The sequence below is a fragment of the Clostridium tunisiense TJ genome, from assembly GCF_000300195.1.
Lineage (GTDB): Bacteria > Bacillota > Clostridia > Clostridiales > Clostridiaceae > Clostridium_J > Clostridium_J tunisiense.
In genome coordinates, this window is sequence record NZ_AMQH01000014.1 from 1 (window position 1) to 13806 (window position 13806).

At 31.2% G+C, this 13806-nt stretch carries 14 protein-coding genes and 3 tRNA genes; 3 read left to right on the forward strand and 14 right to left on the reverse strand.

What is annotated here, in order from left to right:
• From C661_RS22850 to glsA, 11 genes are all read right to left on the reverse strand, one after another.
• Positions 1–845, reverse strand: an 845-nt coding sequence (locus C661_RS22850; RefSeq protein ID WP_017416183.1) for a hypothetical protein, incomplete at its 3' end; no start/stop codon positions are given.
• Positions 846–1138: 293 nt separating this feature from the next.
• Positions 1139–1405: a metal-sensing transcriptional repressor gene (locus C661_RS0115105; RefSeq protein WP_017416184.1), complete on the reverse strand. Its 267-nt coding sequence runs from the start codon at positions 1403–1405 to the stop codon at positions 1139–1141.
• A 99-nt stretch (positions 1406–1504) separates the two neighbouring features.
• Positions 1505–1957 carry a peptide-methionine (R)-S-oxide reductase MsrB gene (msrB, locus tag C661_RS0115110; RefSeq protein ID WP_017416185.1) on the reverse strand — a complete coding sequence of 151 codons (453 nt, stop codon included), beginning with the start codon at positions 1955–1957 and terminating at the stop codon, positions 1505–1507.
• Between the two features lie 108 nt (positions 1958–2065).
• Complete coding sequence (locus tag C661_RS0115115; RefSeq protein ID WP_017416186.1) at positions 2066–2659, reverse strand: hypothetical protein; 594 nt, start codon at positions 2657–2659, stop codon at positions 2066–2068.
• Between the two features lie 106 nt (positions 2660–2765).
• A tRNA-Leu gene (locus tag C661_RS0115120) sits at positions 2766–2849 on the reverse strand.
• Between the two features lie 16 nt (positions 2850–2865).
• Positions 2866–2951, reverse strand: a tRNA-Leu gene (locus tag C661_RS0115125).
• 99 nt (positions 2952–3050) lie between these two features.
• Entirely contained in the window at positions 3051–3617 is a 567-nt protein-coding gene (locus tag C661_RS0115130) for a lytic transglycosylase domain-containing protein (protein ID WP_017416187.1), read from the reverse strand.
• Complete coding sequence (gene coaE / locus C661_RS0115135; protein WP_017416188.1) at positions 3553–4242, reverse strand: dephospho-CoA kinase; 690 nt, start codon at positions 4240–4242, stop codon at positions 3553–3555. The genes C661_RS0115130 and coaE overlap by 65 nt, the downstream gene beginning before the upstream one ends.
• Complete coding sequence (gene polA / locus C661_RS0115140; protein ID WP_017416189.1) at positions 4229–6862, reverse strand: DNA polymerase I; 2634 nt, start codon at positions 6860–6862, stop codon at positions 4229–4231. Before polA ends, coaE begins: the two co-directional genes overlap by 14 nt.
• A gap of 4 nt (positions 6863–6866) precedes the next feature.
• Complete coding sequence (gene aroC, locus C661_RS0115145) at positions 6867–7997, reverse strand: chorismate synthase (protein WP_017416190.1); 1131 nt, start codon at positions 7995–7997, stop codon at positions 6867–6869.
• A gap of 233 nt (positions 7998–8230) precedes the next feature.
• On the reverse strand, positions 8231–9145 hold the full coding sequence (gene glsA, locus C661_RS0115150; protein WP_017416191.1) for a glutaminase A: 915 nt from the start codon (positions 9143–9145) through the stop codon (positions 8231–8233).
• 229 nt (positions 9146–9374) lie between these two features.
• Between glsA and C661_RS0115155 the strand changes: the two genes are divergently transcribed.
• Positions 9375–9456, forward strand: a tRNA-Leu gene (locus C661_RS0115155).
• Positions 9457–9734: 278 nt separating this feature from the next.
• Positions 9735–10208 carry a DUF4883 family protein gene (locus tag C661_RS0115160; RefSeq protein WP_017416192.1) on the forward strand — a complete coding sequence of 158 codons (474 nt, stop codon included), beginning with the start codon at positions 9735–9737 and terminating at the stop codon, positions 10206–10208.
• 138 nt (positions 10209–10346) lie between these two features.
• Here C661_RS0115160 and C661_RS0115165 read toward each other — a convergent pair whose 3' ends face one another.
• From C661_RS0115165 to C661_RS0115175, 3 genes are all read right to left on the reverse strand, one after another.
• Positions 10347–11753: an aminopeptidase gene (locus tag C661_RS0115165; RefSeq protein ID WP_017416193.1), complete on the reverse strand. Its 1407-nt coding sequence runs from the start codon at positions 11751–11753 to the stop codon at positions 10347–10349.
• 101 nt (positions 11754–11854) lie between these two features.
• Complete coding sequence (gene hprK / locus C661_RS0115170; protein ID WP_017416194.1) at positions 11855–12763, reverse strand: HPr(Ser) kinase/phosphatase; 909 nt, start codon at positions 12761–12763, stop codon at positions 11855–11857.
• 14 nt (positions 12764–12777) lie between these two features.
• The gene (locus C661_RS0115175) at positions 12778–12963 is read right to left on the reverse strand and encodes a DUF896 domain-containing protein (protein WP_017416195.1); all 186 of its coding nucleotides are present in this window, start codon (positions 12961–12963) and stop codon (positions 12778–12780) included.
• Between the two features lie 635 nt (positions 12964–13598).
• Between C661_RS0115175 and C661_RS24525 the strand changes: the two genes are divergently transcribed.
• Positions 13599–13766 carry a Spo0E family sporulation regulatory protein-aspartic acid phosphatase gene (locus tag C661_RS24525; RefSeq protein WP_083861702.1) on the forward strand — a complete coding sequence of 56 codons (168 nt, stop codon included), beginning with the start codon at positions 13599–13601 and terminating at the stop codon, positions 13764–13766.
• Positions 13767–13806 lie beyond the last annotated feature (40 nt).

Consider the following 13806-nt stretch of genomic DNA (forward strand, 5'->3'; position numbering starts at 1 on the left):
CCTCTTGGTCCGGTTGGTCCTGTTGGTCCAGTGCAGCATGGTCCTGTAGGTCCGGTTGCTCCGGTCTGTCCTGCTATTCCTCTTTCACCTCTTGGTCCAGTTGGCCCTGTTGGTCCGGTACAGCATGGTCCTGTAGGTCCAGTTGCTCCGGTCTGTCCTGCTATTCCTCTTTCACCTCTTGGTCCAGTTGGCCCTGTTGGTCCGGTACAGCATGGTCCTGTAGGTCCAGTTGCTCCGGTCTGTCCTGCTATTCCTCTTTCACCTCTTGGTCCGGTTGGCCCCGTTGGTCCGGTACAGCATGGTCCTGTTGGTCCGGTTGCTCCGGTCTGTCCTGCTATTCCTCTTTCACCTCTTGGTCCGGTTGGCCCCGTTGGTCCGGTACAGCATGGTCCTGTTGGTCCGGTTGCTCCGGTCTGTCCTGCTATTCCTCTTTCACCTCTTGGTCCGGTTGGCCCCGTTGGTCCGGTACAGCATGGTCCTGTAGGTCCAGTTGCTCCGGTCTGCCCTGCTATTCCTCTTTCACCTCTTGGTCCAGTTGGCCCTGTTGGTCCGGTACAACATGGTCCGGTAGGTCCAGTTGCTCCGGTCTGCCCTGCTATTCCTCTTTCACCTCTTGGTCCAGTTGGCCCTGTTGGTCCGGTACAACATGGTCCGGTAGGTCCAGTTGCTCCGGTCTGCCCTGCTATTCCTCTTTCACCTCTTGGTCCGGTTGGCCCTGTTGGGCAAGGTCTTGGGCATGGACATGGACATGGGTTGGGACATGGATGTTTTTCTAATTCACATAATATTAGTAATATAATTAACAGCTTGAGCTTTGTTAATAAGCTACAGTTGTAATAATACATGTCTTATGCCACCTTTATAAAAATATAGTAGAGTATTTAATACTCTACTATATTTTATGAATATATTATATTAATGTTACAAAATATGAGCTTTGCTAATACACTTGGTGAAATTTGAAAATACAACTACATACTTTAAGGTTTTTATTTATAAATAAATTAAAGTGCTATTTAGGATTACGGCACACTCAGCTTAAATTTATTACAGCTCTATAATAAATATTTTTATTAAAATTTTATATTTTTCATTTTACTATGTAAAACTTTTATAGATTCATTTTAACTTAAAATAATCATTTGTTAATTAATTTCTCTAATAAAGTTGAAATTTCATCTAACTTATTATCTAAATCTCCTTCACAACATGCATCTTTAATACAATGCTGAAGATGTTGCTTAATAATTACACCATTAGCTTTCTTCAGAAGAGAAACTGAAGATATAATTTGATTAGATATATCTATACAATATCTTTCTTCTTCAATCATTCTAACTATCCCCTCAATTTGACCTCTAGCTATATTTAAATATTTAATTGCATCCTTTTTTTCTTTATTCATAATATATTCCTCCTTAAAAAGAGTCCCCCCTGGGGTGCACATCTATAGTATAACATTACTCTTTAAAAATCAACAGAGCAATTTATTCCACTAGTGATTCTAGTGGAATAAGTTACTAAACTGTCCATAACCTTGTTCTTCTAGGTCATTTGCATTAACAAATTTCAACGACGCACTATTAATACAGTACCTTAAGCCACCTTTATCTAAAGGTCCATCTGAAAAAACATGCCCTAAATGAGAATCACCTAATGTACTTCTTACTTCTATCCTGTGCATTCCATAACTAAAATCTGCCTTTTCATATATATTACTTTTTACTAATGGTTTTGTAAAAGATGGCCAGCCACATTCTGAATCAAATTTATCAATAGAACTAAAAAGTGGTTCGCCAGATACTATATCTACATAAATACCTGGTTCTTTATTTTTATAGTACTCATTGTTAAAAGGCTTTTCTGTTCCATTTTCCTGGGTCACAGAAAATTGTATTAATGTAAGACTCTTCTTTAATTCTTCTTTTGTTGGCTTATTAAAATCTCTATTTTTCATAACTTTTATGTTCCTTTCTTTATACCTATTAATAATCCTATTTATTTGGTTTAAATTACATATATAGTAAAAGGGAATAACATCTTAAATATTATTCCCCTGAAAGTTTTATTTATCATTTTGATTTTTTTTCAAATACAAATAAACATTTTCACTCCAATACTTATAAAGTTTAGGGTCAATAAACTTTACATAATCTAAAAATTCCTCTAGTCTCTTTCGCTTATGCATCCCCTTCATTAAGTGCCTTGGATAAGGCATTTCTCTTTGAAAATTATTTTTAGGATCAATAACTTTAAGAGAAAAATCAGGTTGTACATATAAATCCTTGCATCTTATATCTAGCTTTTTATACTGCATTTTCTTAAAATCCCTTATTAGTTCCACTACACTTTTAGCTAGTTTTAAATTAAAGTTGTTTTTATTTAAGTATTTATCCAATCGTATTCCTTCAACATAGTCTCTAATAATATAATATCTTCCATGCCCATAGACTTTAGGAAATGAGGAGGATTTTCTTGACCGTCTTAAAACTTCATATTCTTTTTTACATACTTCTTCTTCGTTAAAAATCTTAATTATAGTATGTTCGTCAATTCTATATACAACTCCATTATTTCCTTTACCTAAAAACTCAGAATTTTTGATTATGTTCTCTATTCTTTCACTTAGATAAATTGGATTAGTAAAATGCCTTGACACATAATTCCTCCAAAACATTATTATCTAATACATTATATGCTTTATGTTGAGTTAATAATATAGTTTATTTAAATAAAAAAACACCTACATTATTGTAGGTGTTTTTTGGTGCAGATGAAGGGAGTCGAACCCCCACGCCGAAGGCGCTAGATCCTAAGTCTAGTGCGTCTGCCAATTCCGCCACATCTGCATGACAGTATGAAAATTGGTGCAGGTAATGGGACTTGAACCCATACGTACGATGTACACACGCCCCTCAAACGTGCCTGTCTGCCGATTCCAGCACACCTGCTTAAACTTTAACTTTCTTAAACATTATAACACTAAAAAAGAATAAATTCAATATTAAATAACAATTTTTGCTTAGTATTTAAATGAGAATCCAATGAAACTATGGATTCTCATTTAAATTATATAACAACTTATAAATCTTATAACTAAAGTTAACTTTTCTTACATATTCTTCAGTCTCTTTAAATGGAATATTATGCAAGGTTTTTCCATCCTTTGAATATTCCTCATTAGAAAGCCACTTGTTTACATTTCCTCTTCCGCCATTGTACGCTGCTAAAATAAGTTCAGTATTTCCATTAAATTCTTTACTTAAATTATTTAAATACCAACACCCCATTTTGATACTAATTTCTGGGTCATACATCATATCAACATTGAATGGACTAATTCCCACATACTGTGAAATCCATTGACCCGTTTCAGGCATTATTTGCATTAGCCCATAAGCACCTTTCGAAGAAATAGCTCTTTCATTAAATTTACTTTCAGTATTTATCACAGATATTACTAAATAAGGATCAACATTATATTTACTACTGTATCTAATCACATACTCCTCATATTTTAGTGGATATGCAAATTTTACGATTGTTTTAAAGTTAATCCCCATTAGCAATAATATGATTAGTATGATTAACATTACACTCTTCTTTCTTTTTGCCATCTTTCCCCCTAAAATTATTTAATAATATTAATATTTCATCAAGTTGCTTCTTAGCGTTATCTTTAGAATCATTATTGCTTATTACAAAGTCTGCATATTTTAATTTTTCTTCTTGTGGCATTTGGTTATCTATTCTACTTATTGCTTCTTGTAAATTTAGTGAATCTCTTTCCATTACTCTTTTAAGTTGAAGATTCTTATCTACCATAACAAGTATAATGGCATTCATATAAAAATGCAAATTGTTTTCTATAAGAGTTGGGGCATCTACAACACAAATTTTATCCCCATTATCATCATACTCCTTAACCTTTTGAAATATGTCTTTAATAATATAAGGGATAATGATCTCCTCAAGTTTAATTTTCTTTGTGATATCTAAAAATATGGCATTCCCTAACTTTTTTCTTATTAAGTTACCATTTTCATCGAAGAAATCATTCCCAAAATTATCTTCTATTTCCTTTAGTATACTTGGATGCTTTATCATTACTTCCCTAGATATAATATCAGCATCTATTAAAGGAATTTGCTTTTCTTTTAAGAAATTAGATATGGTACTTTTCCCGCTTCCTATGTTGCCTGTTAATCCTACAACAAAAATCCTACCATCACTTTGCTTCATACCAATTTTCTCCAACACTCACATCTGCAACTAAAGGAACAGATAAGGACAATACATTTTCCATTTCTTCTTTTACAAGAGCACTAACTTGTTCTAATTCATCCTTATATACATTTAAAATTAATTCATCGTGAACCTGTAAAATCAATTTACTTTTTAGCTGTTTTTCTAAAAGCTTTTTGTGAACATTAACCATTGCAATTTTTATAATATCTGCTGCACTTCCCTGAATTGGTGCATTCATTGCCAATCTTTTCCCTAGAGCCTTAACTACTTTATTAGATGAATTAACTTCAGGTATAAACCTTCTACGATTTAAAATAGTTGTTACATAAGAACTACCTTCTGCTTCTTCTACTACTTTATCCATGTATTCTTTTACTTTTGGATATCTTTCTAAGTAGGTATCAATGTATTCCTTAGCTTGTGCCTTAGAAATCCCTAAATCCTGGGCTAAGCTAAAATCTCCTATTCCGTAAACTATTCCGAAGTTAACTGCTTTTGCATTACTTCTCATAGTTTTTGTAACTTCTTCTACTGGTACTCCAAAAACCTCCGAAGCAGTTTTAGTATGGATATCACTACTATGTGTAAAAGCACTTATTAAGTTATCATCACCAGATATATGAGCCAATACTCTCAGTTCAATTTGAGAATAGTCAGCTGATAAAATCACAGAGTCCTCATTAAAAGGAATAAAAACCTTCCTAATTGCTCTTCCATTTTCATATTTAATAGGTATATTTTGCAAATTAGGTTCTGTACTTGATAACCTTCCTGTAGTAGTTACTGTTTGTGTGAAATTGGAGTGTATTCTTCCATCCACATCTATTACAGCTTTTAACCCTTCAATATATGTGGAATAAAGTTTTGTTATTTGTCTATAATAAAGAATCTTTTCTAAAATAGGATGCTTTCCCTTAAGTGCTTCTAGCACTTCTGCATTAGTTGAATATCCCGTCTTTGTTTTCTTTATAACAGGAAGATCTAATTTTTCAAACAATATTTTTCCTAATTGCTTTGGAGAATTAATGTTAAAACTTTCATCCGCTAATTCATATATTTCTTTTGTAAGGCTATCTATTTCTTCTTTGAATTTTTTTCCTAAAGTATCTAAAGTAATATTATCAATATTGAAGCCTTCACATTCCATAAGTGCTATTGCCTTAGTTAATGGCTGCTCTATATTATATAGTAAATTTTCCATATTTAATCCTTCAATACGTGTTTTCTGAACTTCATATAACTTTGGAAGGAAGGATAGTCCATTGACGAACAAGTTTTCCTCTTCACCTTGAAAACTTTCTCTTAAATATTCCTCTACTAAAGTCTTTAAACTATATTCAGATTTGGATGACTCAATTAAATAGGCTGCGATTTCAGTATCAAATTTTATAAGTGATAGGTCTACTCCTAACTTTAACATAGCACTATAAGCATTTTTAACACTATGACTTATAATCTTTCCTTGAGATACTTGAAATATTTTTTTTAACCATTGAATAGTCTCTTCCATATTTTCATTTATGAGCTTTTGTATATGGATAGAATAATTATTACCTTCATAATGTAAATAGAGTTTGTTAAGATATAATTTTGAAAATACATTGGTATCTTTCACATCAAAAAGCGCATAAACAGGACTCTTTTCTAAATCTATAATTAACTCATTTAAATCTGAAACTTTATGTATATCTGTGTACTCTGCATTAACTATAGGTTCATCTTTGGCTTCATTAGCATTTCCATTAATTTTTTCTACTTTTTCTAAAAGAGATTTAAACTGAAGTTTATAGAAGAGCTCCCTTATACCTTTTATGTCAAACTCTTCTTTAGATTTAATGGATTCTAAATTAATATCTACTGGTACATCTGTTATTATAGTTGCTAGTTTCTTACTGAAAATTGCTTGTTCACTGTACTCAATAAGAGACTCCTTAAGCTTTTTCCCACTTACTTTATCTAAATTGTTAAGTAAATTTTCTATATTTCCATATTCCTTAACTAACTTATATGCAGTTTTTTCTCCTATACCCGGAACCCCTGGTATATTGTCTGATTTATCACCCATTAACCCTTTTACATCAATAAATTGCTTTGGTGTTACTCCAAGTTCTGTAATCATTCTTTCCTTATCATATATTTCTTTTTCTGTCATCCCTTTTTTATTTATTACTACTTTTACATTATCTGTAGCTAATTGAAGTGCATCTTTATCTCCAGTTACTATATAGGATTCTATACCATTATTTTCAGCAAATACAGATAAGGTACCAATTAAATCATCTGCTTCATAGCCATCAAGTTCAAAAATGTTGATAGCTAGTTTAGATAGTAAATCCCTAACTATTGGAAACTGCATAGACAGTTCATCAGGTGTTTTTTTTCTTCCTAATTTATAATCTCCATACTCTACATGTCGAAATGTTGGTGCTGCTCTATCAAAAGCTGTAACAATATAATCTGGTGTTAATTCATCAATCATTCTTAAGAGCATACTTGTAAATCCATAAACTGCATTAGTATGTATTCCATCTGAAGTTGTTAGCTCAGGTATAGCATAAAAAGCTCTATATAGTAAACTGTTACCATCTAAAATGAGTAATCTCTTTTTCTCCATTAAGTCACTTCCTATCTTCTTCTATATATTTTAATAAGGTGTTAAATTCATCACAAGGATAAACTTTTAATACTTCTTTTAATATTTCAAATGCCACAATATTTTCAATAACAATTGAAACGGGCACCACTGCACAAACATCAGATCTTTCATATCTTGTAGTTGTATTTTGCTTTGTGATTAAATTAATAGTTTTAAGGTTCTTCCTTACTGTTGGTATGGGTTTCATATAGGCTGTAATAGCAATATTATTGCCATTTGAAATACCTGCATCTATTCCCCCACTATTATTAGTATTTCTGTAAACTCTGTCATTATTTAAATACATCTCATCATGAAAACTACTTCCAATCATAGATGAGTCTATTATATTTCCAAACTCTAAGGCTTTTATACCTTGAATTGACATAATACCCTGGGCTAATATTCCATCTAGCTTTCTATCGTAATGACTATAACTACCTATTCCAATGGGTAATCCTTTTACTTCAACTTTAACTCTACCACCTATAGTATCTCCCTCAAGAGTTAGTTTATCAATTTCTTTTTTAGCTTTACTCTCAACTTCTTTGTCAAAAACTCGGAGTTCACTTTCCTCAATAACTCTATATATTGTATCATCAAAAATATCTACTTCTTTATCAATTATATGTCCTATGCTTTTTACTCTGCTCCTAATATCTATATGTAGAAATTGAAGAACTTCTTTACAAATCGCCCCAACAGCTGTCCTTATTGCAGTTTCTCTTGCAGAGGTTCTTTCTATAGTATTTCTAATATCCCCCGTTTTATATTTCATAAAACCCACAAAATCTCCGTGGCCAGGTCTTGCAATACCTATTTTTTCAGTATCTTCAGGTTCATCAAGAATAGTATTCTGCCAATTATCATAATCTTTATTAAAAATCACTAAAGTTATAGGATTTCCAGTAGTAAATCCCCCTCTTAATCCAGACCAAATTTCAACTCTATCCTTCTCTATTTTCATTCTATTTCCTCTGCCATACCCCTTTTGTCTTCTGCTGAGTTCATAGTTAATATTGTCTACATTTATTTTAATATTTGATGGCACACCCTCAAGAATTGCTACCAAGGCTTTTCCATGAGATTCACCTGCATCTAGAAATCTTAACATATATTTTTCCTCACTTCTTAGATAAAGTTATTATTTAATTATAGCATTACCAACTATCCATAACAATAATTCCCTTATAGAAACAAATTATCCAGTTCCTACGCGGTTTTACACTTTAGCTACCTAAGGACATACATCTAATACATTGCATATCAATAAGATTTTATAATTAATGAAAACACGCTCTAATTATGAATTAGACCGTGTTTAAAAAGAACAAATTTAAAATTATTTTAAAAAATACTTAAATCAAACTCATGTGACAAGCTTTCAAGAACTTTTATTCCAGCAATACTATTCCCCTTATGATCTAATGCTGGTCCAATGACGCCAATTCCCATTCTTCTTGGTACTGCTGCCATAATACCTCCACCAACTCCACTCTTAGCTGGGATTCCTATATGTACAGCAAATTTTCCTGAGGCATCATACATGCCGCAAGTTACCATTATTGTTTTAATAATTCTACAAGCTTCTCTTGATATAACTCTCTCATTATTTAAAAGTACTCCTGCGTTTGCAAGCAGTGCTCCAATCCTTGCAATATCTTTACAAGTTACTTCCATAGAACAAGCTTTGAAATATACATCTAAGGTATCTTCAACATCACCTTGGATTATTCCATTGCCTTTCATATAATATGCCAAAGCTCTATTTCTATCACCAGTAGCTTTTTCACATAAATAGACATTATTATTCACATCAATGCTATCATTCCCTGTTATTTTCCTTGTAAACTTTAGTATTCTATTAAACTTTTCTTCTGCAGTGTCACCACTAATTAGGGAAACAGTGGCTATAGCACCTGCATTTATCATAGGGTTTAGAGGCTTTTTTTGCTTGTTATTTTCTAGGTTTACAATTGAATTAAAAGCTGACTCTGTTGGTTCCATTCCTATTTGAGAAAATACGTATTCAGTCCCATTATCTAAAATAGCAAGCATCAAAGTAACTACCTTAGAAATACTTTGAATAGTAAACTTGGTATCATAATCACCGGCAAAGTATTCTTCACCATCAAGAGTGGTAACACAAATTCCAAGTGCATTGGGATTAGCTTTAGCAAGTTCAGGAATATATGCTGCAACTTCTCCCCTTTTCGACCATTCCTTGTTTTTTTCAATAATATTTTCTAGGACTTTCTTCATTATGATACTCTCCAATCTAAATATAAACATTATAATTATAAACATTACAATTACAAACTAATTATATACGTATAAAACTAGTTTTTCAACTTTATTAAAGGATAACTCTTCAACTTTTTTGCTATTTTTTTCTTATATATATTGAAATGAGTAAGCGTTTATGGTAATATGAATTTGTTGGTTATTTTATCATCAATTTTTAAGATAATTAATTTTGTAAAACATATATGCCGATGTGGCGGAATGGCAGACGCATTCGACTCAAAATCGAACGGGAAACCATGTGGGTTCGAATCCCACCATCGGCACCAAAAAAACCATATTCAAATGAATATGGTTTTTTTATGTTATTATAGCATTTATTTTCTTGGATTTTCAAAAGCTGGTGCTGTAGGATTTGGGTCGTCAAAATATTTTCTCAAAGATGATCTAAATTTATACAAAATATAAACTTACTAATTTTTTATCCATATTGAATATACCCCAAAGGCTTAAATAATAAATTCTGAATTTATTTTGAAAAGTTATAAAATAAGTAATAATCTTGTATTATTTTTCATAATGTTATATGGAAAAAGGGGTTGATATATTGAAAAGAAAAGTCATAATCATATTTTTATTAGTTTTCACCTTAATAAACTTCACTGGTTGTAGTATGATTAGTAAAGTTTCTCATGACGAAAAGCCTACAAACTATTATTATACTAATGGGCTTCTTACCTTCTACAAAAATGAAGTTCCACAATCAATGGTGGTGTTTTATGCAGACTTATATAAGGAAAAAACTTTAGATAAAGCTAATTATGTAGATATGGATAACTTTTTAAACTCTTTAAAAACTGAAAACTTTGTAGAAAGGCCTTCAAATTTGCCAGAAGTACCATTATATAAGATTTATATAGAATTTGAAAAAATAAAGTATGTTTTAAATGTTTACAACGAAAAGTACGTCTCAATTTATCCCTGGGATGGAAAATATGATATGGATTTTGTAGACATGTCAACTATTCCTATAGCCTATAATCTTTACGGAGTTTGCAAATTTCATCTACCTGATAAGTAACATATATTTAATAAAAGCAATATTTACTACTAAATTACATCTTTATCTATAGGCAAAGTTATAGGTAAATTAATATCACAATTCAAAAGGGTAGACTATAATAAAATAGTCTACCCTCAATATTTATTTGAAATTATTTTAAGCTTCTAATAAGAATGCTTCATAACCTCTGCATGCTTCGTATATATCAGCTTTACTTGCAATTTCCCATGGTGCGTGCATATTATGAAGAGCAACGCCTGAGTCAATAACTTCCATTCCATACTCAGCTAAGATATAAGCGATTGTACCACCGCCGCCTTGGTCAACTTTTCCAAGTTCAGAAGTCTGCCATGATACGTTATGTTTATCCATTATTCTTCTTAACTCAGCAATGAACTCTGGATTTGCATCGTTACATCCACCTTTTCCTCTAGCTCCAGTATATTTGTTAAATACTATACCTTTACCAAAGAATGCATTGTTTTGTTTTTCACTTACTGATGGATAATTTGGATCGAAAGCAGCACTTACATCAGAAGATAACATTTTAGAATTTGCTAATGCTCTTCTAACTTTTAAGTCGCTATAATCTCCCATTAAGTTCACTATTTCTGCTACAGTGTTTTCAAAGAATCTTGATTGCATTCCTGTAGCTCCTATGCTTCCTACTTCTTCCTTATCAACAAGTAAAGTTATACAAGTTTTATCAGTTTCTTTAATATTCATCATAGCTTCGAAAGATGTATAAGAGCAGATTCTGTCATCATGGCCATAAGCCATAACCATTGAGCTATCTAATCCGTAGCTTCTTGCTCTTCCTGCTGGCACAACTTCTAATTCAGCAGAAACGAAATCTTCTTCATCTATTCCATATTTTTCGTTAAGTAATCTTAAAGTATTTAACTTAACTCTATTTTTAGCTTCTTTATCTTCAATTGGCATACTTCCTATGCACACATTTAAGCTCTCACCTTCAATACCCTTTGCTAAAGTTTTAGCCATTTGATCTGCAGCAAGATGTATTAATAAATCTGAAATACCTACTACTGGCTCTTTATCATCTTCACCAATAACTACATCAACAGTAGTTCCATCCTTTTTAATTACAACTCCGTGAATTGCTAGTGGAATAGTAACCCATTGATATTTCTTTACTCCACCATAATAGTGAGTTTTTAGCAAAGCAAAATCTGAATCCTCGTATAATGGATTTTGCTTAAGGTCTAATCTTGGTGAATCAACGTGTGCACCTAAAATTTTAAAACCTTTTTCTACTGGTTCTGAACCAATTAAAAATAAAGCTAAAGTTTTTCCCATGCAGTTTGCATATACTTTATCTCCAGCTTGAAGTTTTTTTCCTTCAGCAATAAAGGAGTTTATATCTTTATATCCTTCTTTTTCTGCAAGAACTATGAACTCGTTTACACATTCTCTTTCAGTTTTGCATTTTGACATAAAATCTATATATCTTTCTGATAACGCAAAAACTTTATCTAAATCCTCTTTAGTATATTTGTCCCAAGCTAATTCATATTTTTTTACTAGCTTACTTAAATCTCCCATGGCTTTATCCTCCTAAAATATGATTTATCTCTTTCATTCTACTAAATATTTGAATGAATTACAATTAAAATTTCATGAATTGCCAAAGTTTATTATACTTTCTAATAATTCATTTCACTTATTCTTTTTTCAATAGTCTCAACTGGAGTACTATTAGAGGTAGCATGATATCTAAAGTTTGCTGCTGCCGCTTCGATTATCACTGCAATATTACGACCTGGCCTAATTGGTAGCAACATCTTTTCTACAGATACTCCTAAAATTTCTGTATATTCTTTATCTACTCCAAGTCTGTCAAAATCCTGTTTATCATCCCAATTAACTAAAGATATGATAAGGCTAATTTTTTTATTTGTTACAATAGAACTACTACCATAAATTGCCGATACATCTATAATACCCATACCTCTTACTTCTAACATTCCTCTTGTTACATAAGGACAATTACCATACAAGAATCCATCAATTTCCTTTATGTCTACTGCATCATCAGCAATTAATCTGTGTCCTCGCTTAATTAATTCTAAAGCTGCTTCACTTTTACCGATACCACTTTCACCTGTAATAAGAATACCTATACCATAAACATCTACTAGTACCCCATGAATCCTAGTTTCAGGTGCTAGTTCACTATCTAAGTAGTTTGTAATTCTACTTACAAATCTTGTAGATTTAATATTACTTCTAAAAATATTAACCTTATACTTTTTTGCAGCTTGAATAAATTCTTCTTGGAGCTCAAGCCCCCTTGTTACTATAATGCATGGATTTTCAAAAGAAAAAAACTTATCCAATCTTTGTTTTCTAAGTTCTGTGCTTAAAGACTCTAAATAACTCCACTCGGTCTTTCCTACGATTTGAACCCTTTTATTATCATAATAGTCATAGAAACCTGCAAATTGTAATCCTGGTCTATTAATATCACTAACAGAGATATCAACATTTAAGTTTCCCTCAACTAAAATTTCTAGGTCAAAATTTCTAATTAAATCTTTAACATAAACAGACATACTCTCACCTACATCTAATGTATTTTTTTAGCAGGAACTCTTTTTATTCCATTTAATTGTTGCCTGAAGTTGGACTTAACATTTTCTATGTACTTTTTTCTTAATTCTTCTTGCTCTTTTTTTTCCTCTACAGTAAGACCTTCATTCTGACTTTTCCTATACAAATAATTTATTCTTTCAATCATTTCTTCTATGTTCATTATATTCATCCTTTCTTTTTCCAATAGTTTATTGGGCTTAAGCAATTATATTATTGCTAGTATAATTATAAAATATAGTATGCTAAACTGCCTAAGCATACAGAAAATAATTCCTTAACTATTTTACTATTAATATGGCTATTAATAAAGTATTGTATATAAAATTAACTTATTAATTATGATTAAAAGCAAAGGTAGTCACTAAAGTATATTTAATAATATCTATACCTTTATTGTTCTGTTATTTTTGCTAATAAATACACTTTATCATCTGTGAAATAGAAATAATTAAATATACAATAAATTCTTTATGATTGCTATGTATTTTTAATTTCAACTACTAATTAACCTAATGATAATTTATAAATAACTATAATTGTATAAAATATAATTTGGAATAAATTAACTTTACGACACAGTTCCCTTTTTACATTTATTTACATATGTTGAAATAACTTAGTTTTCCTGAATTGTATAATGGTAATTTTTGTAATTAACCTTGATTTTCATTCGAAGCTATGTAAAATTTGTAAAATAACAAACTATTTTGACTGAAGAAAGTATTTAACATTTATTTTGTTCTTTGTTAAACTTATAATATGAAGTACAAATTATAAGTTTAGCGAGGAACAATTATGATCTTAAAAATTCGTATACTAAAACATAAGATTAATTCCTTTAAGAAGCTGCTACATTTTTTACTGACATTTAGAAAGCCAACTGACAGAATAGTTGTGTTTTGTTCACAACAGTTAGATCAATATATAGTTCAATACCAAAAGCTACATAAAAAAGCAAGCTAAGTTTTTAGCTTAAAATTTTAAGAAACTCCTAAAAGGAGTT

Coding starts and splice junctions, on each gene's coding strand:
- C661_RS0115105 (WP_017416184.1), bottom strand. CDS start 1,405: ATGAATAAAGAAAAAAAGGATGCAATTAAATATTTAAATATAGCTAGA.
- msrB (WP_017416185.1), bottom strand. CDS start 1,957: ATGAAAAATAGAGATTTTAATAAGCCAACAAAAGAAGAATTAAAGAAG.
- C661_RS0115130 (WP_017416187.1), bottom strand. CDS start 3,617: ATGGCAAAAAGAAAGAAGAGTGTAATGTTAATCATACTAATCATATTA.
- coaE (WP_017416188.1), bottom strand. CDS start 4,242: ATGAAGCAAAGTGATGGTAGGATTTTTGTTGTAGGATTAACAGGCAAC.
- polA (WP_017416189.1), bottom strand. CDS start 6,862: ATGGAGAAAAAGAGATTACTCATTTTAGATGGTAACAGTTTACTATAT.
- aroC (WP_017416190.1), bottom strand. CDS start 7,997: ATGTTAAGATTTCTAGATGCAGGTGAATCTCATGGAAAAGCCTTGGTA.
- glsA (WP_017416191.1), bottom strand. CDS start 9,145: ATGAAGAAAGTCCTAGAAAATATTATTGAAAAAAACAAGGAATGGTCG.
- C661_RS0115165 (WP_017416193.1), bottom strand. CDS start 11,753: ATGGGAGATTTAAGTAAGCTAGTAAAAAAATATGAATTAGCTTGGGAC.
- hprK (WP_017416194.1), bottom strand. CDS start 12,763: ATGTCTGTTTATGTTAAAGATTTAATTAGAAATTTTGACCTAGAAATT.
- C661_RS0115175 (WP_017416195.1), bottom strand. CDS start 12,963: ATGAACATAGAAGAAATGATTGAAAGAATAAATTATTTGTATAGGAAA.
- C661_RS24525 (WP_083861702.1), top strand. CDS start 13,599: ATGATCTTAAAAATTCGTATACTAAAACATAAGATTAATTCCTTTAAG.